The 25,218-nt window shown below is 64.1% G+C and carries 28 protein-coding genes; 12 read left to right on the forward strand and 16 right to left on the reverse strand.

Going from position 1 to position 25,218, the window contains the following annotated elements; all coding sequences use genetic code 11:
- Positions 1–16 precede the first annotated feature (16 nt).
- A complete protein-coding gene (locus tag Q0L57_RS30845; protein WP_296746867.1) occupies positions 17–1,051 on the forward strand; it encodes a LacI family DNA-binding transcriptional regulator in 1,035 nt (344 codons plus the stop codon).
- 44 nt (positions 1,052–1,095) lie between these two features.
- Here the strand turns inward: Q0L57_RS30845 and Q0L57_RS30850 are convergent, their stop codons facing one another.
- The 6 genes from Q0L57_RS30850 to Q0L57_RS30875 form a co-directional block, all read right to left on the reverse strand.
- Entirely contained in the window at positions 1,096–1,824 is a 729-nt protein-coding gene (locus tag Q0L57_RS30850; RefSeq protein ID WP_296746868.1) for an ABC transporter ATP-binding protein, read from the reverse strand.
- Positions 1,824–2,588 (reverse strand): ABC transporter ATP-binding protein, encoded by a 765-nt coding sequence (locus Q0L57_RS30855; protein WP_296746869.1) that lies wholly within the window; start codon positions 2,586–2,588, stop codon positions 1,824–1,826. Before Q0L57_RS30855 ends, Q0L57_RS30850 begins: the two co-directional genes overlap by 1 nt.
- Before the next feature lie 2 nt (positions 2,589–2,590).
- Entirely contained in the window at positions 2,591–3,550 is a 960-nt protein-coding gene (locus tag Q0L57_RS30860) for a branched-chain amino acid ABC transporter permease (protein ID WP_296746870.1), read from the reverse strand.
- Positions 3,550–4,461 carry a branched-chain amino acid ABC transporter permease gene (locus Q0L57_RS30865; RefSeq protein WP_040983766.1) on the reverse strand — a complete coding sequence of 304 codons (912 nt, stop codon included), beginning with the start codon at positions 4,459–4,461 and terminating at the stop codon, positions 3,550–3,552. Before Q0L57_RS30865 ends, Q0L57_RS30860 begins: the two co-directional genes overlap by 1 nt.
- A gap of 130 nt (positions 4,462–4,591) precedes the next feature.
- Positions 4,592–5,704 carry a branched-chain amino acid ABC transporter substrate-binding protein gene (locus tag Q0L57_RS30870; protein WP_296746871.1) on the reverse strand — a complete coding sequence of 371 codons (1,113 nt, stop codon included), beginning with the start codon at positions 5,702–5,704 and terminating at the stop codon, positions 4,592–4,594.
- Positions 5,705–5,880: 176 nt separating this feature from the next.
- Positions 5,881–6,516 (reverse strand): RraA family protein, encoded by a 636-nt coding sequence (locus tag Q0L57_RS30875; RefSeq protein WP_296746872.1) that lies wholly within the window; start codon positions 6,514–6,516, stop codon positions 5,881–5,883.
- Between the two features lie 224 nt (positions 6,517–6,740).
- Between Q0L57_RS30875 and Q0L57_RS30880 the strand changes: the two genes are divergently transcribed.
- Genes Q0L57_RS30880 through Q0L57_RS30900 form a run of 5 tightly spaced genes read left to right on the forward strand, consistent with a single transcriptional unit; the run spans position 6,741 to position 11,479 of the window.
- Entirely contained in the window at positions 6,741–7,517 is a 777-nt protein-coding gene (locus Q0L57_RS30880; RefSeq protein WP_296746873.1) for an SDR family NAD(P)-dependent oxidoreductase, read from the forward strand.
- Between the two features lie 5 nt (positions 7,518–7,522).
- Entirely contained in the window at positions 7,523–8,188 is a 666-nt protein-coding gene (pxpB, locus tag Q0L57_RS30885) for a 5-oxoprolinase subunit PxpB (RefSeq protein WP_296746874.1), read from the forward strand.
- Entirely contained in the window at positions 8,185–9,165 is a 981-nt protein-coding gene (locus Q0L57_RS30890; protein WP_296746875.1) for a biotin-dependent carboxyltransferase family protein, read from the forward strand. The genes pxpB and Q0L57_RS30890 overlap by 4 nt, the downstream gene beginning before the upstream one ends.
- Positions 9,125–10,402, forward strand: a complete 1,278-nt coding sequence (locus Q0L57_RS30895) for an epoxide hydrolase family protein (RefSeq protein WP_296746876.1) — start codon at positions 9,125–9,127, stop codon at positions 10,400–10,402. The genes Q0L57_RS30890 and Q0L57_RS30895 overlap by 41 nt, the downstream gene beginning before the upstream one ends.
- Before the next feature lie 42 nt (positions 10,403–10,444).
- A complete protein-coding gene (locus Q0L57_RS30900; protein WP_296746877.1) occupies positions 10,445–11,479 on the forward strand; it encodes an Ldh family oxidoreductase in 1,035 nt (344 codons plus the stop codon).
- 46 nt (positions 11,480–11,525) lie between these two features.
- Here Q0L57_RS30900 and Q0L57_RS30905 read toward each other — a convergent pair whose 3' ends face one another.
- Genes Q0L57_RS30905 through Q0L57_RS30925 form a run of 5 tightly spaced genes read right to left on the reverse strand, consistent with a single transcriptional unit; the run spans position 11,526 to position 15,759 of the window.
- Positions 11,526–12,305 (reverse strand): 5-oxoprolinase subunit PxpA, encoded by a 780-nt coding sequence (locus Q0L57_RS30905; RefSeq protein ID WP_296746878.1) that lies wholly within the window; start codon positions 12,303–12,305, stop codon positions 11,526–11,528.
- A 23-nt stretch (positions 12,306–12,328) separates the two neighbouring features.
- Positions 12,329–12,724 carry a biotin attachment protein gene (locus tag Q0L57_RS30910; protein ID WP_296746879.1) on the reverse strand — a complete coding sequence of 132 codons (396 nt, stop codon included), beginning with the start codon at positions 12,722–12,724 and terminating at the stop codon, positions 12,329–12,331.
- Complete coding sequence (accC, locus tag Q0L57_RS30915) at positions 12,721–14,088, reverse strand: acetyl-CoA carboxylase biotin carboxylase subunit (RefSeq protein ID WP_296746880.1); 1,368 nt, start codon at positions 14,086–14,088, stop codon at positions 12,721–12,723. Before accC ends, Q0L57_RS30910 begins: the two co-directional genes overlap by 4 nt.
- 5 nt (positions 14,089–14,093) lie before the next feature.
- The gene (locus tag Q0L57_RS30920; RefSeq protein WP_296746881.1) at positions 14,094–14,549 is read right to left on the reverse strand and encodes an acetyl-CoA carboxylase biotin carboxyl carrier protein subunit; all 456 of its coding nucleotides are present in this window, start codon (positions 14,547–14,549) and stop codon (positions 14,094–14,096) included.
- A 7-nt stretch (positions 14,550–14,556) separates the two neighbouring features.
- Positions 14,557–15,759 carry a pyridoxal phosphate-dependent aminotransferase gene (locus tag Q0L57_RS30925; RefSeq protein WP_296746882.1) on the reverse strand — a complete coding sequence of 401 codons (1,203 nt, stop codon included), beginning with the start codon at positions 15,757–15,759 and terminating at the stop codon, positions 14,557–14,559.
- 197 nt (positions 15,760–15,956) lie between these two features.
- Between Q0L57_RS30925 and Q0L57_RS30930 the strand changes: the two genes are divergently transcribed.
- The gene (locus Q0L57_RS30930) at positions 15,957–17,135 is read left to right on the forward strand and encodes an FAD-binding oxidoreductase (RefSeq protein ID WP_296746883.1); all 1,179 of its coding nucleotides are present in this window, start codon (positions 15,957–15,959) and stop codon (positions 17,133–17,135) included.
- Positions 17,136–17,255: 120 nt separating this feature from the next.
- Complete coding sequence (locus Q0L57_RS30935; RefSeq protein ID WP_296746884.1) at positions 17,256–17,909, forward strand: GntR family transcriptional regulator; 654 nt, start codon at positions 17,256–17,258, stop codon at positions 17,907–17,909.
- A gap of 49 nt (positions 17,910–17,958) precedes the next feature.
- Here Q0L57_RS30935 and Q0L57_RS30940 read toward each other — a convergent pair whose 3' ends face one another.
- From Q0L57_RS30940 to Q0L57_RS30960, 5 genes are all read right to left on the reverse strand, one after another.
- A complete protein-coding gene (locus Q0L57_RS30940; RefSeq protein WP_296746885.1) occupies positions 17,959–18,423 on the reverse strand; it encodes a VOC family protein in 465 nt (154 codons plus the stop codon).
- Positions 18,424–18,427: 4 nt separating this feature from the next.
- The gene (locus Q0L57_RS30945) at positions 18,428–19,207 is read right to left on the reverse strand and encodes an SDR family NAD(P)-dependent oxidoreductase (RefSeq protein ID WP_296746886.1); all 780 of its coding nucleotides are present in this window, start codon (positions 19,205–19,207) and stop codon (positions 18,428–18,430) included.
- 95 nt (positions 19,208–19,302) lie between these two features.
- Positions 19,303–20,781: an aldehyde dehydrogenase gene (locus Q0L57_RS30950; RefSeq protein ID WP_296746887.1), complete on the reverse strand. Its 1,479-nt coding sequence runs from the start codon at positions 20,779–20,781 to the stop codon at positions 19,303–19,305.
- 8 nt (positions 20,782–20,789) lie between these two features.
- Entirely contained in the window at positions 20,790–21,377 is a 588-nt protein-coding gene (locus Q0L57_RS30955; protein WP_296746888.1) for a thiamine pyrophosphate-dependent enzyme, read from the reverse strand.
- A 5-nt stretch (positions 21,378–21,382) separates the two neighbouring features.
- Positions 21,383–21,937, reverse strand: a complete 555-nt coding sequence (locus tag Q0L57_RS30960; protein WP_296746889.1) for a thiamine pyrophosphate-binding protein — start codon at positions 21,935–21,937, stop codon at positions 21,383–21,385.
- 118 nt (positions 21,938–22,055) lie between these two features.
- On the opposite strand from Q0L57_RS30960, the gene Q0L57_RS30965 reads away from it, so the two are divergent.
- The 4 genes from Q0L57_RS30965 to Q0L57_RS30980 all read left to right on the forward strand — a co-directional run.
- Positions 22,056–22,991 (forward strand): LysR substrate-binding domain-containing protein, encoded by a 936-nt coding sequence (locus Q0L57_RS30965; protein WP_296746890.1) that lies wholly within the window; start codon positions 22,056–22,058, stop codon positions 22,989–22,991.
- 104 nt (positions 22,992–23,095) lie between these two features.
- Positions 23,096–24,244: an acyl-CoA dehydrogenase family protein gene (locus tag Q0L57_RS30970; protein ID WP_296746891.1), complete on the forward strand. Its 1,149-nt coding sequence runs from the start codon at positions 23,096–23,098 to the stop codon at positions 24,242–24,244.
- Between the two features lie 11 nt (positions 24,245–24,255).
- Positions 24,256–24,996: an NAD(P)H-dependent oxidoreductase gene (locus tag Q0L57_RS30975; RefSeq protein ID WP_296746892.1), complete on the forward strand. Its 741-nt coding sequence runs from the start codon at positions 24,256–24,258 to the stop codon at positions 24,994–24,996.
- On the forward strand, positions 24,989–25,218 hold a 230-nt coding region (locus tag Q0L57_RS30980), incomplete at its 3' end, for a CoA transferase (RefSeq protein WP_296746893.1). The genes Q0L57_RS30975 and Q0L57_RS30980, both read left to right, overlap by 8 nt.

Here is a 25,218-nt window from a genome sequence, read left to right on the forward strand (position 1 = left end):
GGAGAGACCGCGATCCATGCCAAAGCATAATCATACCGCCGCCAGGAGGGTCACCATCCACGACGTGGCACGTGAGCTCGGCGTCTCGACGAGCACGGTTTCGGCGGCGCTCAACGGCAGCGGCAAGCTACGGCAGGAGACGCGCGACCAGGTGCGACGCATGGCGGCCGAGCTCGGATATCAGTCGAGCCGCGCCGCCCTTGCGCTTCGCTTCGGTCGCACGGGAACGATCGCGCTGGCACTGCCGACCGTCGACGATGGCGCGGTGCCGATGCTCGACCTCGACTTCTACATGGCGGTGGCGCGGGCCGCGGCGACCGCCGCGTTCGAGGCGGGCTACGCGCTCACCCTCACCCCGCCTACCTTGACGGGCGAAGACGGCTGGCGACTGCTCGGCGCTGACGGCGTGGTGTTGTGCGACCCGGTGCGCAACGACGAGCGCCTCGCCGCCCTCGAGCGGCTCGGCACTCCGGTCGTCACGGTCGAGCGCGATGCGGCCAGACCCGACGGGCGCTCCGCTGTCACGAGCGATCACGGCTCCAACCTGCGCACGCTGCTCGACCACCTGCACGACCAGGGCGCGCGGCGTATCGCGCTGATCAGCGCCGACGCGAGTTGGTCGTGGGCCGAAGAGAGCGTTGCCGCCTATCGCGACTGGACCGCTGAGCGCGGGCTGCCCGAATCCGTGCGCCTTATTCCGCTAGACCAGGCGCACAACGACCCCTACGACACGGCTCTCGGGCTGCTGCGCGCCGCCGACCGTCCCGACGCGATCATCGCGACCGCCGAGCAGTATCGCGAAGGTGTGCTGCGGGCGTGCCGCGACGCCGAAGTGCGCATTCCCGACGACGTACTGGTCGCTCTGGGCATCGACAGCCCCGGATCCGAGCGAAACGATCCCGCCCTCACCGCGATCGACCTGCAGCCCGGGCTGCAGGCGAAGCTCGCCGTGTCCATGCTGCTGCGCCTGATCGAGGGCGAACAGGTCGATGGCCCGATGCTGTCCGACGCAGTGCTGCGCGTGCGGGCGAGCACCCTGCGTCCCGCGTAGAGCGCGCCCCAACGGCGCAAATCCACACATTGACAGTTGGCTTGTCAGGCCGCGACACCGCCTAGGTAGGCGCTGACGACGGCATCATCGTTCGCTAGATCGCTTCCCCGCCCTTCAAGCACTATGCGTCCACCCTTCAGAACGTAGCCGTAGTCGGCGAACTTCAAGGCGACTTTGCTGTTCTGCTCCACCAGAAGGATCGTCACGCCCTCACGATTGAGGCGTTGCACGATGTTCATGACTTCCTTGATCAACTGCGGCGCCAGCCCCATGGAAGGTTCGTCGAGCAGCAGCACCTTTGGAGCCGCCATGAGAGCTCTTCCTATCGCAAGCATCTGCTGCTCTCCGCCGGACAGGTTCCTTGCGTCGCCGTTGTGCCGTCGCGCCAGGATCGGGAACAGCTCGAACACATGGTCCAGCCGCCGCCGCCGCTCGACATCATCGCTCAGCGTGAACGAACCCAGGTCGAGATTCTCCTTGATCGTCATGTCGCCGAAGATGCGCCGTCCCTCGGGAACATGAACAAGACCGCGATGGGGTAAGCGATGGGCCGGGACCCGGGTCACGTCCTCACCCAGGAACCGGACACTTCCCGAGGACGCCGCAACCAGGCCGGACAGCGTTCGCAAAGTCGTGCTTTTGCCGGCGCCGTTGGCGCCGAGCAGCGCCACGATCTGGCCGCGCCTGACCGAGAGGCTGACGCCGTGCAGCGCTTCGATGCTGCCGTAGCGCGTGACGATGCGGTCGGCCGAAAGGACGATATCGGTGTCCATCAATCCTCCGTGCCGAGATAGGCTTCGATGACTTTCGGATCGGCGCGCACGGCCTCGGGCGTCCCATCGGCGATCTTCTGGCCATAGTCGAAAACGACGATCTTTTCGGATACTTGCATGACCAGGCCCATATCGTGCTCGATCAAAAGCACGGTGATGCCCGTCTCGTCGCGAATGCGGCGGATCAAATGCACCAGGTCGAGTTTCTCGCGTTCGTTCAGGCCGGCGGCAGGCTCGTCCAGCAGGATGATCTCCGGGGTCGAGGCCAGCGCCCTCGCAAGTTCGAGCCGTCGCTGGTCGCCATAGGAAAGGCCGCCGGCGAGACGATGCGCATGCTCAGCGATGCCGACGAAGTCGAGCCAGCGCATGCCCCCCGCATGTATCCTTTCCTCCTCCCGTCGTTGCGAGGGCAGGTGCAGGATCGCCGAGACGATGCCATGGCGACTGCGGCAATGCTGGCCGGACATGGCGTTTTCCAGCACCGACATTTCCTTGAACAGCCGGATGTTCTGGAAGGTGCGCGCAAGCCCAAGCGCCGTGATGCGGTGCGGCGGCAGGCCCGTGATCGGCCGGCCGCCCAGCCGGATCGAGCCGCCCTTCGGCTTGTAGAAGCCGGTCAGGCAATTGAAGAGCGACGTCTTGCCGGCGCCATTCGGCCCGATGAGGCTGTTGATGGCCCCCTTCTCCACCGAGAACGAGATATCCTGCAGGACCTTCAGCCCTCCAAAGCTGAGGCGCAGATCGCGGACTTCCAGCAAGGCCATGGTCAACCCCGCCTGTCTGGCCACAGGCCGTTTGGCCTGAAGAGCATGATTGCGAGCAGCGCGACAGCCGTGACCAGTGGACGATAGGTGCCGGCTCCGCGCAGCACTTCCGGCAGCAGCGCCACGAGGATGGCGCCCAGGACCACACCGGGAATGCGACCCATGCCGCCGAGCACCACACCCAGAAGGATCAGAAGCGACTGGTTGAAGGTGAAGCTCTCGGGGGAAATGGCGGTCATCTTGGCGGCGTAGAGGCAGCCTGCCACCGACGCGATCACGGCGCCCGTCATATAGGCCTGCAGCTTGGCCGAGACGCGGTTTATGCCGATACCGGCGGCGGCGTCCTCGTCATAGCGGACGTAGAACCAGGCGCGCCCCATGCGCGACCGCTCGACGCTAAGGCAGACGAAAATGGCAAGCAGCGCGAGCGCCAGGAACGCATAGTAGAAGTGCTGCACCTGCATCAGCTTGAAGCCCAGGATCTCGGGCCGCTCGATGCCGACGAGACCGCTGGCGCCGCCGGTGATATCGAGGTTGCGGGCGATGATGCGCACGATCTCGCCGAAGCCCAGCGTCACGATCGCCAGATAGTCGCTGCGCAGCCTCAAGGTCGGCGCGCCGATGATGATGCCGGCCAGGCAGGCGGCCGCCATGGCAACGGGGATCGTGAGCCAGAAATTGAAGCCGAATTCAGAGGTCAGGATGCCGGTCGTGTAGGCGCCGACGGCAAAGAAGGCCGCATAGCCGAGGTCAAGCAGGCCGGCATAGCCGACGACGATGTTGAGGCCGAGGCACAGGACGACATAAAGCAGCGCCGTGGTTGCCACCTCGATCACATAGGCATTGGCGAAATGCGGGAGCAGCAATGCGCAAGCGAGCGCGGCGACACCCGGCAGCAGAAAAGAGCGGCGCGGCAATTGCGATTGCCCGGTGGCGGCCATTGTTCTTACCTCGTCGCTCATCACACCCGCTCCACGACCGAACGCCCGAGAAGGCCTGTCGGCTTGAAGACCAGGAATAGGATCAGTGCGCCGAACACGAAGACGTCGCGCCATTCCGATCCGACGAAGGGCAAGGACGACCCATATGCCTCGAGAAGGCCGAGCAGCAAGCCGCCCAGCATGGCGCCGGGAACGCTGCCGATGCCTCCGATGACGGCGGCGGTGAAGGCCTTGAGCCCCATGATGAAGCCCATGAAGAAATGGACGCTGCCATAATAGGCGCCCGCCATGACGCCGCCCCCTGCAGCGAGCGCCGATCCCATGAAGAAGGTCAGCGCGATCACACGGTCGACATCGATGCCCATCAGGCGGCTTGCCCCCATGTCGATCGACACGGCGCGCATTGCCTTGCCGTACATGGTGCGCGAGACAAAGGCCTGCATGCCGGCCATCAGCAGGATAGAGGCGGCGACGAGCACGATCTGTGTGTAGGTGATGTGGACAGCCGAGACGTCCAGGCCCGCAAAGCCGAGATCGGTGTTGAATGCGAAATGCCGTCCGCCGGTCAGCGCAAGCGCCGAGCCGTTCAGCACCATCGAGGCCCCGAGCGCGGTGATCAGGATCGACAGGCGCGGCGCGTTGCGCATCGGCCGGTATGCGAAACGCTCGATGACGACGCCAAGCAGGCCAACGGCGAGCATCGAAACCAGCAGGGCGCAGACGACGCCAAGCCAGCCATTGCCGACCCACACACCGACGAAGGAGAACACGATGAGGCCGACGAAGGCGCCGCTCATGTAGATATCGCCATGGGCGAAATTCAGGAGCTTGATGACGCCGAAGACCATGCTGTAGCCGAGCGCGATCAGGGCGTAGAACGACCCGACGATGAGGCCGTTCACCAGTTGCTGAATGACAAGATCGAGCGTCATTGATGCTCCGGGCAGGGACTGAAAAAGTCGAGCTTTGGCGGGCATCGACACCCGCCCGACATAGTGGCGAAAATGATAACGATGCCGAGGCTGGCCCAAGGGCCGCCCCGGCATCAGCAAGCCTTTGCCGTTACTCGGCGGCGACCCACTTGCCGCCCTTGGCGACGACCGGACGGAAGTTCGACGTCTGCAGCGTGTTCTTGTCGGTGAACTTGATTTCGCCGGCCAGACCCTTGAAGTCGCTTGCCTTGAGCGCCTCGACGATTGCCTTCTGATCTGTCGACTTTGCCCGCGCGATGGCATCGACGATCAGGTCGCCGACATCGTGGGAAAGCGCCGCGTAGGCGCCGGCGTCGCGGCCGTAGGCCTCCTTGTACTTGGCCTTGAAGTCGGCCGCGCCGGAGAGGAGATCGACGGTCGGCGGGGACAGGAGAAACACGCCCTCGCCGGCCGAGCCGGCGATCTCCAGGTATTCCGGCGAATTGTTGCCGTCGCCAAGCACGATGCCGCCCCGGAAGCCTGCCTGCCGGAGCTGCTTGGTGAGCAGTGCGCCGCCGGCATGGTAGGCGGTCCAGAACACGGCATCCGCGCCGCTTGATTTCACCTTGGTGACGACCGCCGAATAGTCCTGTTCGCCCGCAGTGGTGGTTTCCTTGGCGGCGATCTCGCCGCCCGCCTTCTTGAAGGCTTCCGCGGTGAGCTTCGCCAGGTCGGACGAGTAGGCGTCGCCTTCGTCGATGACGGCGATTTTCTTGTAGCCGTTCTTCTTGAAGAGCTCGACGGCCGTCGTCGCCTGCATGTCGCCGGTCGAATTGGCGAGGAAGGCGTTGCCCTGGTTGGCTGCGACCAGCTTCGTCGAATTCGCGCCGATGATGACGAACGGTACGCCGGCGTCGCCATAGATTTTCAATGTCGGCAGGACAGCGCCGGAACAGTAGCCGCCGACGATAGCCGTCACGCCTTCCGAGACCAGCTTGCTGCCCGCGGTGACGGCCTGCTGTGGATCGCAGGCATCGTCGGCGGTGGTCGTGGTGATCTTGTCGCCATTGACGCCGCCCTTGGCGTTGGCTGCATCGATCGCCATCTTCACCGCGTTTTCCATGTCCTGTCCTTCGCTGGCCAACTGGCCGGTCATCGGCGCGACGATGCCGATCTTGATGTCGGCGGCGCTGGCGGCGGCGGTCATGGCCAGCCCGGCAAGGGCGGTGGCGCAGGCAAGCCTCTTGAAGGAAACAACCATCATTCTCTCCATTTTCCCCTGTTGGCGCATCCGGGCCGTGCCGGAATGCATTCTGCTTGATTGTCGCCGGCCTGCCGTGACAGGTCGGCCATGTTGCGCTCCTCCCTCAGAGGCGGAGCGGCAATGTTTGGGACCGTTGGCCAGCCAGCCGTCGAGGTCCTGGCGTGGAGCTTCGCAGTTCAATGGCTGCTGGCCGAAGCCTGGGCGTAGGCGCCTTGGTACCGGTTCTCCCTGATGGCCTGCATGATGTCGGCTTCGCGAGCCTCCTGCGCCTTGACCGCGGCCAGCAACGCCAAGGCTCCGTCCAGCGGAAACGCCACGACCCCGTCCTCGTCGCCTACGACGATGTCGCCTGGACCAACGACCATTCCGCCCACAGAGACGGCTACATTGATCGCTCCGGGGCCGTCCTTGTAGGGGCCGAGATGGATGGCCGAACGTGCGAAGCACGGGAATGGGTTGCGGCCGATGGCGCCGGCATCGCGGATGGCTCCGTCGATGACAATGCCCGCGGCTCCCCGGGAGGCCGCGACGCTTGTCATGATCTCGCCGACGAGCGCTCGACCTTCGTAACCGCCACCATCGACGACAATGACATCGCCCGGCTGCACAAGGTCGAGCGCGCGATGGATGAACTGGTTGTCGCCGGTGCGCGTCCTCACCGTCAGCGCCCTCCCCGCCATGACACCGCTGATCTTGTGGAACGGACGTAATCCGACGGCACCAGGCACGCGGGCGAGATTGTCGCTGATCAACGGCGTGGCGAAGGCGCGGAACGCGTCGATCAGTTCACTTTCCCGCTGCCCACCTGCCATCTCGTCCTCCAGCAGTTCAATTTTGTGAATATATTATCCAATCATCATTTGAGTGCGAAAGTCAACCGACTTGCATAGGGCCCGCCGAAAAAGCCATTTCCCGCGAAATATCCGGCAAGGCCGGTCCTTTTCGACCTGCTGCCTGGACTTGCCATGGGTGCACTCTTCACGATAAATTGGATAACATATCCACAATATGGCAATCACGAAAAGGGAAATCGGTCGTGAAGCATGGAGGCAAAGTCGTGATCATCACCGGGGCGGCGCAAGGCTTGGGCCTGGCCTGCGCCGAGCGCTTTCATGCCGACGGCGCCAATGTCGTGCTCGTGGATGTGAAGGCCGACCGCGGTCGCGCGCATGCGGAACGTCTCGGCGAGCGCGCCGTCTGGCTCGAGGCGGATCTTTCCGCATGCACGGCGGACATGGCCGCCGGCATCATCGCCGAGGCAACCGATGCCTTCGGCGGTGTCGACGTCTTGATCAACAATGCCGGTGTGATCCACCTCGATGATTTCGTCGACTTCCCCGAAGAGGCCTTCGACTGGGTTCAGCGCATCAATCTCAAGGCGCCGTTCCTTCTCGGCCAGGCCGCGGCGCGGGCCATGATAGCTCAGGGGCGGGGCGGCTCGATCATCAACATGTCGTCGATCAATGCCATCCTGGCCATTCCCAACTCCGTCGCCTACGCGGTGTCCAAGGGCGGCATCAAGCAGCTGACGGCGGTGATGGCGGTCGGCCTCATCCCGCACAACATCCGCGTCAACGCCATCGGCCCGGGAACCATCCTGACCGACATGGTCAAGAGCTCGGTCATGGCCAGCGAAGAACAGCGCCAGACTATCCTGTCGCGAACGCCAAGCGGGCGTTGCGGCGAGCCGTCGGAGATCGCCAGCGTCGCGTCGTTCCTGGCCAGCGACGATGCCTCCTATATCGTCGGCCAGACCATCTACCCTGATGGCGGACGCCTTATCTTAAACTACACCGTGCCGGTGAAGGACTGACACTGATGGCCATTGCGCCAGCGCCGCGTATCAGCCTTGCGGGATCGGGCGCGCTGCTTCTCGACGGTGCGCAGGCAAGCTTCGACGACCACACTCAGGAGCTGGTCTGGGCCGTGGCGGAAGCGGCACGGGCCCTCGACGGCGTACGCGAGATAGTCCCCGGCATGAACAACCTGCTGGTGGTGTTCGACCCGCTCGTCACGGATGCATCGAATATCGGCAAGCAATTGCAATCGCTTTGGGCTGTCACCGATCCTCAAGCGGTTCCGGGCACCCTGCATAGGATTCCCGTCAACTATGGCGGCCCGCACGGCGAAGACCTTGCCGGCTGGGCCGCGCATTGTGGATTGTCCCTTGAAGAGACGGTCAATCGTCACGTGTCCGCGACCTACTCCGTCGCCGCTATCGGGGCCATGCCGGGGTTTCCCTACTTGTCCGGTCTCGACCCTCGGCTCACCTGGCCACGGCGCAACAACCCTCGCCTGAAAGTGGCAGAGGGGGCCGTCATCATCGGCGGCGCGCAGGCAGGAATCATGCCGATGACCGCGCCGTCGGGCTGGCACATCATCGGCCACACCGACGTGAGGCTCTTCGATATCCAGGCGCAATCGCCGGTCCTGCTCAGGCCCGGAGACAAGATCCGGTTCGAGATTGCGAGCATGGAGCCATGATCGAAATCCTCACCACCGGTCTTCCGAACACAGTCCAGGACCTCGGCCGTCCAGGCTATCTGTCGCTCGGAATCAGCCATGGCGGCGCCATGGACAGCCAGGCGCTCGCGGCCGCCAATCTCATGCTGGGCAATGATCGATCGGCCGCTGGGCTCGAGATTGCGCTCTATCCCTTCCGGCTCAAGACACATGTCGACACAGCGCTGGCCATCACAGGAGCCGATTGCCCGATCAGCATCGCTGATCAGCGGTATCCACCCTGGTGGGCAACCACCATCCGCGCGGGCGAGACGCTTGTGCTCGAAGCGCCGCGCTCAGGCGCGCGTTCCTACGTCGCCTTCGCCGGCGGACTCGACCTGCCACTCGTCATGGGTTCGCGCGCGACGGATGCGAAAGGTGGCTTCGGCGGCTTGGCCGGGCGCGGCCTTGCGCGTGGCGACCGGCTCCGGCTCAACAGCGCGGCGTGCCCGCTTCCTCCAGCCGGCCTTGGCGTGGCGCTGGAAGAACGGCAAGCCACGAGCAATGCCAATCCCTCTCCGATCGAACTGAGAGTGCTTCCCGCCGCCGAGTTCGGCGCTTTCACAGCGCAGGCGCAGGCAGCCTTCACCGGCAGCGAATGGACGATCACCAGCGACGCAAACCGAATGGGCTGTCGCCTGTCCGGACAAAAGCTTTCGCTCATCTCGCCGCTGGAGTTGCTCTCGCATGGCATCGTGCCGGGCACCGTCCAGGTGCCGCCGTCCGGCCAGCCGATCATCCAGCTCGCCGATGCCAACACCTGTGGCGGTTACCCGAAGATCGCGACTGTGATCGAGGCTGATCTCTGGCGGCTCGCGCAGGCCCCGGTCGGCGCGCGCCTGCGTTTCGTGCCAGTCTCGGTCGAAGCGGCAACGGAAGGACTGCGTGCTGCCAGGGACCAGCTTGACGCGGTTGCGGATGCGCGGAACATCAGCGCCGGCCGGCTGCGACCGGGATAACAGCGAGAACGACCACAAAAGCCGCAATGATATCGACTGGTTCAACCATATCGGCGAGCGAACAATGTCGACGGATATTCGCCCCTTCACGATCCAGATTGCACAAGCTGAAATCGACGACCTGAAGCAGCGCATTTCAAGCTGGCGCGAACCGGACCAATTGCTGGACATTGGCTGGGCGCAGGGAACCGAGCGCGAGGAGTTGCGGCGATTTGTCGAGCACTGGCGCACACGCTTCGATTGGCGCAGGCAGGAAGCCGCCTGGAACTTGCTCCCGCACTACCAGACGGACATCGGCGGCCAGACCATTCACTTCATCCATGTTCGCGCCGCGGCTCCAACCGCCAGAACGGTAATTCTGACTCATGGCTGGCCGGGCAGCTTTTGCGAATTCATCAGGCTATTGCCGCTCCTGTCCGATCCGCTTCCGAATGGCGGGAGAGCACAGGACGCATTCAACGTCGTGATCCCATCACTACCCGGATTTGGCTTTTCGAGCCGGCCGACCAAGGCCGGTCTCAATCTGTTTGTCATCGCCGACCTTTGGGCGGAGCTGATGCGCCGCCTGGGCTATGAGCGCTATTTGGCGCAGGGTGGCGACCTCGGCGCCAGCGTGTCGACAATTCTTGCGCACGCGCATCCCGGCAATCTCGCCGGAGTGCATCTGAATTTCATCCCCGGCTCGTATTCGCCCTCGCATGACCCGGGTCCCGGTGGCGACCTCACTGCGGAAGAACGCGTATTCCTGGCGGAGAAAGCCCGGTGGGCGGACCTTCATGGCGCATACAGCCACGTTCAAGGAACACGCCCTCAGACCCTTGGCTACGGGCTCACCGATTCGCCCGTCGGACTGGCGGCATGGATGATCGAAAAGTTCCGTGACTGGAGCGACTGCGGCGGCAAACTGGACAATGCCGCATTCTCTCGCGACGAAGTCCTCGCCAACATCTCGCTCTACTGGTTCACGCGAACAGTCGCCTCGTCCTTGCGTCTCTATTGGGAGACCCGCGCTCGACCGTTGGCATTCCCGCCCGGCGCTGAGATCGGGGCTCCGCTCGCGGTGGCGCTGTTTCCGAAGGAGCTGCCGATGCCGCCAAGAAGCTGGGTCGAACGCGTTTTTCGCAACGTGCGCCGGTGGACAACAATGCCAAGTGGTGGGCATTTTGCAGCCTTCGAGCAACCCGGCCTGCTCGCGCAGGATCTGAGAGCCTTCGCGACCGAGCTGCAATTTTCCTGACCTGCGGGCGCTTTGCTCCGCAGGCAAATCCCGAAGGCCAAAATGAGCAGCATCAACGCCCTCACCACCGAAGCCCTGCATGAGCGCGTCGAGGCGATTTTCAGCAGGGCCGGGCTGAACCCCACCCAGGCCGGCGCCATCGCGCGCGCCATCGTCGCCGGCGAACGCGACGCCTGCAAGTCGCACGGCATCTATCGCATCGAAGGCGCGTTGCGGACGTTCAAGGCCGGAAAGGTGGAGCCAAAGGCGGTGCCCGAATTGCTGCCGCCCGACGCGCCGGCAATCGTCAAGGTGGACGCGAAAGGCGGCTTCGCCAATCCCGCCTTCGAACTTGGCCTGCCCGTCCTAATCGAGCGGGCGCGCAAAACCGGCATCGCGGCGCTGGCAATCAACAATGCCGTTCATTTTTCGGCTCTCTGGGTCGAGGTCGAAGCGCTGGCCGATGCCGGTCTTGCCGGCCTGGCCATGTGCCCAAGCTACGCAACGGTCGCGCCGACCGGAGGCTCACGACCCTTGCTGGGCACCAATCCCTTCGCCTTCGGCTGGCCGCGCCAGGGGCATCCGCCCTACGTCTTCGACTTCGCGACTTCAGTCGCGGCGCGCGGGGAAATCGAGCTCCATCGCCGCGCAGGAAAACAATTGCCGGAAGGCTGGGCGATCGACGCTGACGGCAAGCCGACGACTGATCCGGAGGCAGCGCTTGCCGGCGCCATGCTTTCCTTCGGCGGCCACAAGGGCTCGGCCATCGGCACCATGATCGAGCTGCTCGCCGGGGCAATGCTTGGCGACCTGACGAGCTACGAAGCCCTCGATCTGCTCGGCACGACGACGCTATTTCCGAGGCATGGCGAACTGGTCATTGCTCTGTCGCCGGAAGCCTTCGCCGCCGGTCGCCCCGGCAGCCCGTTCTCCCGCGCCGAAGCGCTGTTCGAGGCGATCCTTGGCCAGGGCGCGCGCCTACCCTCGCAGAGGCGATTTTCCGCCCGCGAGAAATCGGAGCGCGACGGCATCAGCCTCACGCCTCAGGAAGTGGAGCAGCTCGATCGTTTCCTCGAACGGGGACTCGGCGCCGTCTGAACGCCTGGCGCGGGCTGTAAGCTGTGCGTTCGGCCGCGTCCGAACTTCAGCCCGTTGCGGCGAATGCCTTGACGCTTACGCCGTTGTCCTCCAGCGCTGCCCGCACGCGCGCGGCGATGGCAACGGCCGCCGGCGTATCGCTATGGACGCAGATCGAGTCGATCGGCGTCTTCAGCAATTGACCGGAAATCGTCTCGATCGCGCCCTGCCTGACCATGCGCACGACCCGCGCGGCTGCCTCCCCGGCGTCGTGGATGACGGCGCCATCCAGCTTCCGCGAGACCAGGAACCCCTCTTCCGTATACGCGCGGTCGGCAAAGATCTCCGACTTGACCGTCAGGCCGGCCTCACGTGCGATCCTGTCCTGGAAGCCGAGCGCAATCGCCAGGCAGGTCAGGCTGGGATCGACAGCCTTGACGGCGCGCGTGACGGCTTCGGCGACAGCGCGATCGGTCTGGGTCAGGTTGCCCAGCGCGCCATGCGCCTTCACATAGCGGATCGGGTGCCCGGCATAGGCGGAAAGCGCCTGCGCCGCGCCGATCTGGTATGCGACAAGCTTTTCGATTTCATCCGCCGAATGCGGAATGACACGCCGGCCGAATCCCCACAGATCGGCGAAGCTCGGATGCGCGCCGACAGCGACGCCCTTGGCCCGCGCCATGGAAAAAGTGGCCGCCATGATCTCCGGGTCGCCGGCGTGGAAGCCGCAGGCGACATTGGCCGAGCTCACGATGTCGAGGATTGCTGCGTCGTCGCCCAGCCTGTACGCGCCAAAGCCTTCGCCCATGTCCGAATTGATATCGACTTCAAGTCCGCTGTCCGTCATGGCGGTTTCCTCGGAATTCATAATCACAGCAATTCGTAGAGCGGGGTTCCGTAGCCGACGACCGCACCGTCCTCCGCCAGAGCGACGCCCAGTGTGCCGTCCTCCGGTGCGACCACACCCTTGAGGTATGGGCCGACCTGCAGGACACCGGCGATCTCGCCCTTCCGGACCGGCTGGCCGCGTTCGATTACCGGATGGCCGGTCGTCGGATGAACGAGACGGAACACCCCGACGCCTGGCGCGCGAACAGTTTTGAGGGCCGGCTCGGCCTTTGGCGCTTCGGCCGCTGCCGCGCGAGGCTCGGTACCGGCTGGCTGGACGCGCAGACAAAGTGAAAAGCCGGCCTCCGCCAATTCGATCTCACTGATGCCCGCCGCCGCGCACCATGTGGCAAGCCTCTCGATTTCCTCGGCCGTCATCGCTCTACCCGCCCGTCGAGAAGGCCGCCTTCGGTCAGGCGCTCCAGATGATGGATGTCGAAGCCACCGGCCGCGAAGCCTGGCTCCTCCATCAAGATGCCGTGCAGCGGCGCGTTGGTGGCAATGCCGACTGCCTCCATCTCGGCAAGCGCACCCTTCATCCTGCGGATCGCATCGGCCCGGGTGGCGCCATGCGCGAGCAGCTTGGCCACGAGGGAATCATAGTGCGGCGGCACTGTGTAGCCGGAGTAGAGATGCGACTCGACCCGGATCCCCGGGCCGCCCGGCGGCGTCCAGCGCTCCACCCGCCCCGGATGCGGCCGAAAGCTGTAAGGGTCCTCGGCGTTGATGCGGCATTCGACGGCGTGGCCTTGGATGAGTACATCCTGTTGCTTGAAGGACAGAGGCTCACCCTGGGCGATCCTGATCTGCTCGCGCACGATGTCGATGCCGGTGACAAGTTCGGTAACGGGATGCTCCACCTGCACACGGGTATTCATCTCGATGAAATAGAAGCGCCCGTCCTCATAGAGGAACTCGAACGTGCCCGCTCCCGTGTAGCCAATCTCAACGCAAGCGCGGGCGCAAAGATCGCCGATCGCGGCGATCGCCTCGCGGGCGATGCCGGGCGCCGGCGCTTCCTCGATGATCTTCTGGTGGCGGCGCTGCATGGAACAGTCCCGCTCTCCCAGCCAGACGGCCCTGCCGTGCCGGTCGGCCAGGATCTGGATCTCGACATGGCGCGGATGTTCGAGGAATTTTTCCAGATAGACCTGCGGGTTGCCGAAGGCCCGTCCGGCTTCCTCGCGTGCCAGCGCCACCGCCTCCATCAGCGCGCCTTCCTCGCGCACGATGCGCATGCCGCGCCCGCCGCCGCCGCCAGCCGCCTTGACGATGACCGGATAACCTATGGTTTCGGCGATGGCCCGCACCACTTGCTCATCCTGCGGCAACGCGCCTTCCGAGCCCGGAACGCAGGGCACGCCGGCGGCGATCATCTCCCGCTTGGCAGCGACCTTGTCGCCCATGGTGCGGATCGCCGATGCGGACGGCCCGATGAAGACAAGACCGGCATTTTCAATGGCCTCGGCGAAGGCCGCATTCTCCGACAGGAACCCGTAGCCGGGATGGACCGCGCCCGCGCCGGTGAGTTGCGCGGCGGCAATGATTTCCGGGACATTGAGATAGCTGTCGGCGGAAGCCGCCGGCCCGATGCAGATCGCCGTGTCCGCCAGCGCCACATGGCGCAGGCTTGCATCGGCTTCCGAATAGGCCGCCACTGTCTTGAGGCCGAGATCGCGACAGGCGCGCAGGATGCGAAGCGCGATTTCACCCCGGTTGGCGATAAGGACAGTGTCGAACATGGCGCTCAGCCGATCTCTTCCAGGACAAACAGCACGTCTCCGGACTGCACGGCGGCGTGGTCCTCGAACGCGATCTCGACAATCCTGCCGGCGCGATCGGACTCCACGACGTTGAAGGTCTTCATGGCTTCGAGGACGCCGATCTTCTGCCCTTCCTCGACGACGTCCCCCACCGAGACGAGCGGGGGCTCGTTTTCGCCGGCGGAGCGGTAGAACACGCCGGTGAGCGGTGCGCGGATCGAATGCCGCGCGCTGGCGGCAACAGTCGGGCCCGAACCCTCAGGGACGGCCGCGCCGCAAGCCGACGCAGGTTGCCCCAGCGGTAGCGGCTGCGACGTGGTCGGGTTTGGCGAAGTCTGCCTGACAATACGGACACGGAGTCCGCCGCGTTCGATCTTCAACTCGCCGATAGGCGAGCGCGCTACGGTTTCAATCAGCTCGCGGACGAAGTTCAGGTCCATAGCCGCGCTACCGCAGAGCTTCGACCGCCTCGGCGATGCGCCCGATCGCTTTCTCGATCAGGTCCATCGACGTGGCTATGGAGATGCGGAAATGCGGCGACATGCCGTAGGCCGAGCCTTGCACCACCGCGACCCGCGCCTGATCGAGCAGGTACAGCGAAAGATCGTCGTCGCTGCCGACAACGGAGCCGTCCGGAAGCCGGCGGCCGATCAGGGCCGAGCAGTTGGGATAGAGATAAAAGGCCCCTTCAGGTGTCTGGCAGGTAAGGCCAGGAATTGCCCGCAGCAGTTCCAGTGCTCGATCGCGTCTGGCCTGGAACGCGAGCGCTCGCGGCGCCAAGAAATCCTGCGGGCCGTCAAGCGCGGCTATGGTCGCGGCCTGCGAGATGGATGACGGGTTTGACGTGCTCTGGCTCTGCACCGTCGCCATGGCGCGGATCAGCGGTTCCGGTCCACCGGCATAGCCGATCCGCCAGCCTGTCATGGCGTAGGCCTTCGACACGCCGTTGACCGTCAGCGTGCGATCCTTCAGTCGCGGCTCGACACCGGCGATCGTATCGAAGGCACGACCGTCGAACAGGATGTGCTCGTAGATGTCGTCGGTCAGGATATGAACATGCGGATGATCGAGCAGCACAGCGGCGAGCGCGGCAAGCTCGTCGCGGCTGTAGACGGCGCCTGTCGGGTTGGACGGGGTGTTGATGAGCAGCCATTTCGTGCGCCCGGTGATGGCTGCCCGCAGGGCCTGCGGCGAGAGCTTGAAGCCAAGCTCCTCGCCGCAGGGAACGACCACGGGCTTGCCTTCGCCCAGCAGCACGATGTCGGTGTAGGAAACCCAATAGGGCGCGGGAACGATCACCTCGTCGTCAGGTGCGAGCGTCGCCAGTAGGGCGTTGTAGATGATCTGCTTGGCGCCGCCGGCGACGCTGATCTCCGACGGCCTGTAGTCGAGGCCGTTCTCGCGCCTGAACTTGCTGGCCACCGCTTTCTTCAGCGCCGCCGTTCCATCCACGGCCGTATAGCGTGTCTCTCCCCTGCGCATCGCCTCGTAGGCTGCCTCGACGACATGCGAGGGTGTCGGAAAATCCGGCTCGCCGGCGCTCAGGCTGATGACGTCTATTCCGGCCGCGCGCATTTCGATCGCGCGAGCGGTGACCGCCATGCTTGGACTTGGCTTGATGACGTCGAGACGGGGAGCGATGAGGCCCACGGAACACTCCTGGGGATGCCTGCGCGGCTCAGCCCGCAGCGGATGCATAAATTGGATAATGTATTCTGATTTTCGCGTCAAACCCCTTTTTCTTGCAAGAAGGCTGGGGTATGTCTGTTTCCGGGCATCCTCTTGCAGAGAAAAGTATCCAATCTCAGCTCCGATGCCTGAAATTTGAGATAGGGACCACGACTGGAATGAGCGCAAACTATGATGTGGTGATCGTCGGCGGAGGCGTCGTCGGCAGCTCGATCGCCTATTTCCTCTCCGCCAATCCGGATTTCGATGGCAGCATCGCGGTCGTTGAGCGGGACCCCCATTACACCGCCTCGTCTTCTTCGTTGTCGACCAGCGCCATACGCCAGCAGTTCGGCACCCCGCCGAACATTGCCATGTCGAAGTTCAGCCTCGACTTCCTGCGCGAGGTGGGCACCCGGCTTGCGGTCGATGACGAGCCGGCCGACATCGGACTTCACCAGCCCGGCTATCTTGTACTGGCGACGCCGGAGCGGGCAGAGGCACAGCGCGTCAAGAACCGCGTTCAGCGCGACGTGGGCGTCGATATCGAGCTGATCGAGCAGGCCGATCTGGCACGGCGCTTTCCCTGGCTCAACACGGACGACCTGGCGCTTGGTTCATTCGGTCGAGGCTGTGAAGGCTGGTTCGACGGACCGGGCCTGATGCAGGCGTTCCGCCGCAAGGCGCGCGCCCAGAAGGTCGACTATCTTGCCGCGACCGTGACTGGACTGGACATGGCGTCCCGCGGCAAGGTCGGCGAAGTGGTGCTGGACAATGGCAGGCGGCTTTCCGCCGGCACGGTGATCAACGCGGCCGGACCGTGGAGCGCGGGCATAGCGCGGATGGCCGGCACCGACCTGCCGGTCGTACCGAGCAAGCGTTGCGTCTTCGTCTTCGAAAGCCCGGCGCGGATCGAGAATTGTCCTTTCGTCTTCGACACCAGCGGCCTCTGGCTGCGGCCGGAAGGGCAGCTCTTCCTGTGCGGTATTCCACCCGTGCGCGAGAATGATCCGGACGATTTTGGCCTGGATGTCGATTACAACCTGTTCGACGAGCTGATCTGGCCGGCACTGGCGCATCGCGTGCCCGGCTTCGAACAATTGCGCATGTTGCGCGCCTGGGCAGGCCTCTATGAATACAACACCTTCGACCACAGCGGCATCATAGGTCGTCACCCGGAAGTCTCCAATTTCGTTCTGGCAACCGGCTTCAGCGGTCACGGTATGATGCACGCCGCCGCCACTGGTTCGGGCGTGAGCGACCTCATCGCCTATGGCGAATATCGCTCCATTGATCTCTCGGCCTTCCGCTACGAGCGTATTGCCGGCAACCAGCCTATTGAGGAACATGTCTACTGAGGCAGGTTCCGGGGCAACGGCATCGGAGTGACAACAACCAGCAAGCGGTGCTATGCGTCCGTTTCTTCAATCAAAATGCCGCCGCCAGCAGAAATAGAGGCGACATCCCCAGGCTGATCCATGCTCGTACAGAAGAAAACCATCTCGGCCCAGGTCGCCGACGCCATCAGGCAGAAGATCCTGGTCGGCGAATACGAGGCCAACGCCCAGCTGAGGCAAGAGCATTTGGCGACCGAGTTCGGCGTCAGCCGGATACCGGTGCGCGAGGCGCTGCATCAGCTTCATTCGGAAGGCTTCGTCACGCTCGTCTCGCACAAGGGCGCCGTCGTTTCCTCGATCTCGCTGGACGAGATCCTTGAGCTTTATGAACTACGAGCCCGGATCGAGACCTGGCTGCTGGCCCTTGCCATTCCAAGGATGACCGATGCCGACTTCGCGCTTGCCAAGGAACGAGCCAAGCAGCATCAGGAGCAGGGCGCGACCGGCGAATACTCCAACCAGCTGAACTGGAACTTCCACGCCGCCCTCTACGCGCCATCCGGCCGCAAGGCGACGATCGAATTGGTGGGGCGCATCTACCAGCAGCTGGAGCGCTATACCCGCATGATGGTCTCGCTCACCGAAATCCAGGTGAAGTCCGATCGAGACCACTGGCAGCTGATCGAGCTATGTGAGGCCAAGGACACGCTGCGCGCCGTCGGCCTGCTGGAAATGCACATCATCACCAGCGGCAAATTCCTGGTCGACAGGCTGCAGGAGTTGCGCGGCGATTGATCCGCCCGGTCCAGCAGGACCTGGACTCGTCTTGCAGTGCCTGCCGAAATCATTTCCCGGGCTGACCGGTGGCTCGCGTCAGCAGGATGACCCCGGCCTTGTCGGCGGTGTCATAGTAGGTGAAGCCGGTGCGGTTCTGTCGTCGTCCGCGCATTTTCACCGGCAGGCCGTCGTGCCGCGCCTGGCTTTCCGCCGCATCGGCGTCCGGCACTTCAAAACCAAGGTGGAAGACGCCTTCGCCCTTCGTCTCCAGGTGGATCCGTTGCGGCGAACGGTGCTCGCTCGGCTGACAGAGTTGCAGCTGAATGTTGGGCAGATTGCAGATGCGGTACCGCATCGCCATGAAGCCCTCGCGATTTGGGACCTCGAGTTCTTCATACTCGGCCAGCGGCGGATAGGATTCCCAGGGACCTATGCCGATGGATTCGTAATAGGCCTGCGCCTTGTCGATGTCATGCACGACGATACAGACATGATGCAGCTTGTCGAAGATACCCAATTGCTCACTCCCCATTTGCTCATTCCTTTACCGGCACGGTGTAGTTCAACACGCGGCGCCCACCATCTGGGTAGATGGTCTCGCCGGTGATGTAGGACGCGTCGTCGCTGGCAAGGAAAGCCACGACGGATGCGATCTCCGCCGCGGTGCCCAGCCGGCCGAGCGGCGTGCGCGAAAGGATAGCGCGGCGCATTTCCTCGGAATCGATGAAGTTGCCGTCCATCACCATCTCGGTGGCGATGGTGCCGGGACCGACCCCGACGACGCGGATGCCGTAGGGCGCGAAGGCGACGGCGGCGGTGCCTGTGACCTGGTTCATGCCGCCCTTGGATATCGCGTAAGTGGCGACGCGCGGATTGGCGAGGCCCGAATTGATCGACGACATGTTTATGATGACGCCGCCCTGCCCTTGCGCGATCATCTGGCGGGCCGCTGCCTGCGTGCCCATGAACGCGCCCTTCAGGTTCACGGCAAGAACACGGTCGTAATCAGCTTCGCTGATGTCGAGAAAGTCCTGAACCGGAGCGATGCCGGCATTGTTGACCATGATGTCGACACGGCCGAACCTGGCAATCGCCGCCGCGACCAGCGCGTCGACCTGATCCTTCCTGCTGACGTCCGTGACCACGGCCACCACGTTCGCTGGCGTGCCGATTTCGGCAGCGCATTTCTTCAATTCATCGGCGTCGATATCGCCGAGCACGACCTTAGCGCCTTCGGCCAGGAAGCGCTCGGCGCATGCGCGCCCGATGCCGCGTGCCGCTCCGGTGACAACCGCTACCTTGCCAGCTTGTCTCATGCTCGGTTCCTTCGTCATTTGTGAGCAGGCCATCCTTTGGAGAACGATGCGCAGGGCCTTGTCTCGGATTCGGGTAACGCGCTCCCCTTGCCTATTTAGCGGATCACAAAGGGATTGGCGGTCTTGCCGGCGGTATCTATCCACACAGTCTTGGTCTGCAGATAGGCGTTGATCGCCTCCTGCCCACTCTCGCGGCCTATGCCACTTCTCTTGTAGCCCCCAAAAGGCGCCATGTAGGAGACCGCGCGGTATGAATTGATCCAAACCATGCCCGCTTCCATGGCCGCCGCGCCGCGCAGCGCCCTGCCCATGTCGCTCGTCCACAATCCAGCCGCCAAGCCGTAGGGACTGTCGTTGGCGATGGCGAAAGCCTCTTCCTCGTCATCGAAAGGAATGACCGAAAGGATCGGCCCGAACACCTCTTCGCGCGCGATGCGCATTGAATTGTTGACGCCGGTGAAGATGGTGGGCTCGACGAACCACCCGTGCGCCAGTTTGTCCGACGCGGGCTTTCCGCCGCCCAGAACGCACAGCGCGCCCTCGCGCCGCGCGATGCCGAGATAGGAAAGCACCTTCTCGCGCTGGGCTTGCGTGGTGATCGGCCCGACCTGGGTCTCGGGCAGTGCCGGGTTGCCCATTCGGGCGCTGGCGGCGAGCGTGATGACGTCCTCGACGAAGCGATCGTGGATCTTGCGCTGGACAAGCAGTCGCGAGCCGGCGATGCAGGTCTGGCCGCTGGCCGCGAAAATGCCGGAGATCGCGCCGTTGACGGCGCTTTCCAGATTGGCGTCGTCGAAGACGATGTTGGCCGACTTGCCGCCAAGCTCCAGCGTGACCGCCTTCAACCCTTCGGCTGCCGCGCGATATACGGCAAGCCCGCCTGGTTCGCCACCCGTGAAGGCGATCTTGGCGACGTCAGGATGGGAGACCAGCGGCACCCCGACTTCCTGCGGCATGCCGGTGACCGTGTTGACGACGCCCGGCGGAAAGCCGGCCTGTGCGAACAGCTTCACGAATTCCAGTGTCGATGCCGAGGCATGCTCCGACGGCTTGATGACAACGGTGTTGCCGGCCGCCAGCAGCGGCGCGAGCTTCCAGGTCAGGAGCAGCAGGGGCGAATTCCAGGGAACGATCGCAGCGATGACGCCGAGCGGCTCATGACGGGTGAAGGCGAACATGCCGGCTTTGTCGATCGGAAGCACCGACCCTTCGATCTTGTCGGCAAGACCGCCGAAATAGCGGAACCATTCAGGGATGTAGCGCAGTTGCGCCGTCATCTCGGTGATCAGCTTGCCGTTGTCGCGGGTCTCGATCGCGGCGATGCGCTCGGCATTCTCGGCGATCAGTTCAGAAAGCCGTACGAGGAGCTTGCCGCGCGCTGTCGGCGTGATGCCGGCCCAGTCCTTCGACCGGAAAGCCGCCTTGGCGGAGGCCACGGCCGCGTCCACTTCCGAGTTGCCGTCGCGCGGTATCAGCGCCCACGGCTTGCCGGTGAAGGGATCATAACTCTCGAACGTGTCGGCGCTGGATTGCAGCCGACCGCCGACCGTATTCTGGAAGTTGACCAGCGACATGTCGGCCCTCAACAGGTGGCAAAGCCCAGATGGGCGCGAAAGCGGTTCTTGACCGCGACGGCGTCTCGCGGCGGCAGCGAGCGCGGCAAGTTCTCAGCGGTGATCTTCAGCACGAACAAGCGAGGCCCTCCGGCAGGGCGGCGCAACCTTTCGCACAGCGCGTCAACCTCCTCCAAGGATCGCAGTTCAGCGACCTCCGCGAAACCGCAGGCGGAGGCGACCTTGTCGAAGCCGATGCCTCGGCCCGTATGGCTGGACTGCATGCCGGTCTCGCCGAAATGCTGGTTGTCGAGCACGATCAGGTCGAGGTTCCGCGGTCGCGCCACCGAAATCGTCGCCAGCGACCCGAACGCCATGAGCTGCTCGCCATCTCCGGTGATCACCATCACACGCCTCTGCGGCTGGGCTTGGGCGAGCCCAAGCCCGACCAATGCCGCACCGCCCATCGCGCCCCAGAGATAGTAGTTGTCGTCCCGGTCGCCCGCGGCATGCACGTCGTAGCTCGGCGAGCCGAGCCCCGTTACCACCAGGGCGCCGTCGCGAGTGTCGAGCAGCTTCTTCACCGCCGCCCGGCGATCCATCGTCGGTAACATCATGTCGCTCACCACTTCTTCTTGCCAAGCAGGCGCTGTCCGATCAGCACGGCGATCTGCTGGTCGGCATCGAAGGCCATCGCCGCCGCTTGCGCCACGGTGTCGACGAGATCAGCGCCGGTTTCCGCGCGAAGGACCCGTAGTCCGATCGCCTTCAATGAAGCCTCCGTCGCCTGCCCCATCGGCACCTGCCATGGATTGAACTCCGCCCACTCGCCCCGCATCGTCACCAGGACCAGCAATGGAAAGCGCGCCTGCACCGGAAGCGACAGCATGTTGATGCAGTTGCCAACACCGGACGACTGCATGAGCACGACGCTGCGCTTGCCGCCCAGCCAGGAGCCGGCAGCGATCGCAATGCCCTCCTCCTCGGTCGTCAGCACATTGGTGACGACTTCGGGATCGGCGCTGAAGCGGCGGATCAGCGTGGTGTGGCCAGCGTCGGGCACATAGGACATCTGGCTGATGCCGGCGGCTTTGAGCGCGTCATAGACCTGATCCGGCCACTGCGTTTCAGACGCCGCCGGAGGAACCGCTGAAGCAGCGGGTTCCTGGTGTTTCACTTGCGAGCTCGCCGTCACCTTGGACCCCCGAGATTGGATTTGCCGAAAGACTATCTTGGTTTTCCGATCCAATCTTCGTCTCTTTCTCGTGACCAGATATAATGATATTTGATAGCTCATGGAACTATCGCAGCTACGCACCCTGATCCATGTCGCCGAGCTCGGCAGCCTCAGCAAGGCCGCCGACCGGCTGCACATCGCGCAGCCGGCGCTGAGCCGCCAGGTGCGCATGCTGGAGGAAGAACTCGGCTTTGCCCTGTTCCTGCGCCACGGACGCGGCATGGTGCTGTCCGAACAGGGCAAGGACGTGCTGGCTCACGCCGTTCGCGTGCTGGCCGAGATCGACGAGATCCGCGCCACCGCCACCCCGGCGGATGCTCCACTGACCGGGGAGATTGCCATCGGTCTGCCGCCCACGGTCGCCGACATCATCTCGCTTCCGTTGGCGGCGGCTTTCGGCAAAGCCCATCCCAAGGCAAAGCTCAGGCTTGTCAGCGCCTATACCGGCTATTTGCTCGACTGGCTGCATCGGGGCGAGATAGACGTCGCCGTTCTCTACGATCCGCGCATGGCAAGGTCTCTGCGCACAAGGCCGTTGCTCCTGGAAAACCTCTTCCTGATCGGACCGCCCGGCGCCGGCTTCTCAACGGTTCGCGCGGTGCCGTTCAACTCGCTCGCCGGAAAACGGCTGCTGCTGCCCAGCGTGAAACATGGGCTCCGCATCCTTGTCGAACGCAGCGCTGCCGAAACCGGCATAACGCTCGACGTCGGCATCGAGGCCGACACCTATTCCGTGCTGAAAGACCTCGTCCGCAACGGCCATGGCTGGACGATCCTGCCGCTCGCCCCCATCCATGCCGACGTCGCCGCCGGCCTGCTTACTGCTGCGCCGCTGATTGATCCCGTGCCCGTGCGCCGCCTCATTCTTGCCTATCCGGCCGACCGTCCGGCCTCGCGCCTAGCGCGCTTCGCCGGCCAAGCGATAGAGGATACGGCTCGCGATCTTGTCGAGCGCGCCGTGTGGGTCGGCCAGCTTCTCGGTCCAGCGCCGTGAAGATTTCAATTTCGGCATAGCTGCTCACATCAGCCTTTCATTGCTGGCGAGGTGTGCCCGCGTGATAATGGACGCCGGAGCGAGACGAAAGGCCAGCAAACCTCATGGAACATTATCAGGACATTCGAGACGCCGTCGCCAAGCTCTGCTCTCGCTTTCCCGGCGAGTATTGGCGCGCGCTCGACAGGGACATGGCCTATCCCCGCGAATTCGTCGAAGCGCTGACGGAGGCCGGCTGGCTCTCGATCCTGATCCCCGAGGAGTATGGCGGTTCCGGCCTGCCATTGTCGGCGGCGGCCGCCGTACTGGAGGAAATTCAGCGCGCCGGCTGCAACGGCGGCGCTTGCCATGCGCAGATGTACACCATGGGCACGCTGCTTCGCCACGGCTCGGAGGCGCAGAAGCAGCGCTACCTGCCGAAGATCGCCAGCGGGGAACTGCGCCTTCAGGCCTTCGGCGTCACGGAGCCGACCAGCGGCACCGACACGGGCGCGCTCAAGACCACCGCACGGCTCGATGGCGACCATTTCGTGGTCAAGGGCCAGAAAATCTGGACCAGCCGCGCCGAGCATTCGGACCTGATGCTGCTCCTAGCCCGCACCACACCGCTGGCGGACGGCATGAGGAAGACCGACGGCCTTTCGGTCATCATCGTCGACATGCGCGAAGCTCTGGGCAACGGCCTCACCATCCGGCCGATCCGCACCATGATGAACCACGCGACCACCGAGGTCTTCTTCGATGATTTGCGCGTGCCCGCCGAAAACCTGATCGGCGAGGAAGGGAAAGGCTTCCGCTACATCCTTTCCGGCATGAATGCCGAACGTATCCTGATCGCATCCGAATGCGTCGGCGATGCAAAGTGGTTCATCGAAAAGACGAGCGCCTACGCCAGGGAGCGCCACGTGTTCGGCCGGGCGATCGGCATGAACCAGGGCATCCAGTTCCCGATCGCCAGGGCTTACGCGAACATGCGCGCGGCCGAACTGATGGTGCGCGAGGCGCTCGCCCTTTACGAAGCTGGCAAGAATCCCGGCGCCGAGGCGAACATGGCCAAGATGCTCGCCGCCGATGCTTCCAACGAAGCTGCCAATGTCTGCATCCAGACGCATGGCGGGTTCGGCTTCGCCGAGGAATACGACGTCGAGCGCAAGTTCCGCGAGACGCGCCTTTATCAGGTCGCGCCGATCTCGACCAACCTCATCCTGTCCTTCCTGTCCGAGCACGTCCTTGGACTGCCGCGTTCTTACTAGGAGTCCTCGCCGTGAACGTCCTCATCATCTATGCGCATCCGGAACCGAAGTCCTTCAACGGCGCCATGAAGGACCTCGCCGTCGAGACTTTGACACAGGCTGGCCACAGCGTGGTGGTCAGCGACCTCTATGCGATGGGCTTCAACCCGGTCGCCGGACCGGGCGACATGACCGGCGAGCGCAAGGATCCAGATTTCTTCAGCCTGCAGCGCGAGCAGACCGCCGCCTATGAAGTAGGCCGGCTCTCCGCCGACATCAATGCCGAGATCGAAAAACTGAAACAGGCGGACTTCCTGCTCTTCCAGTTCCCGGTCTGGTGGTTCGGCATGCCCGCGATGATCAAGGGCTGGGCCGACCGTGTCTTCGCGCGCGGCTTTGCCTATCTGCCGGGCCGCAAATACGACACCGGCATGTTCAAGGGGAAGCTCGCCATGGTCTCCGCCACTACCGGCACGTCCGCCGATACTTACGCGCCCGACGGCATCGACGGCGACATCCTCACGGTGCTGTGGCCGATCCATAACGGCCTGCTGCGCTACGCCGGCTTCGACGTGCTGCCGCCCTTCGTCGCCTATATGCCCGGCCGTGTCGGCGACGATGGCCGCAAGGCCTATCTGGAGGCCTATCGCAAAAGACTGGGCGACATCGACGATACGCCGCGCCTGTTCTTCCACCCGGCCGAAGACTACGGCAAGAACGAACGGCTGAAGCCGGGAGTCCTCGCCCGTTCCGGGGTGCAACGCAATGTCTGACGCCGCCCGCCCGTTGGAGGGCCTGCTTGTCATTTCGATCGAGCAGGCGGTCGCAGCCCCCTTGTGCACGGTCCGCCTCGCCGATGCCGGCGCGCGGGTGGTGAAGATCGAGCGTCCCGAAGGCGAAACCGCACGTCACTACGATTCCGCCGTCGAAGGCATGTCGGCCTATTTCGTCTGGCTGAACCGCGGCAAGGAGAGCGTGGCGCTCGACCTCAAGGC

The organism is Mesorhizobium sp. (assembly GCF_024509055.1).
Classification (GTDB): Bacteria; Pseudomonadota; Alphaproteobacteria; order Rhizobiales; family Rhizobiaceae; genus Mesorhizobium.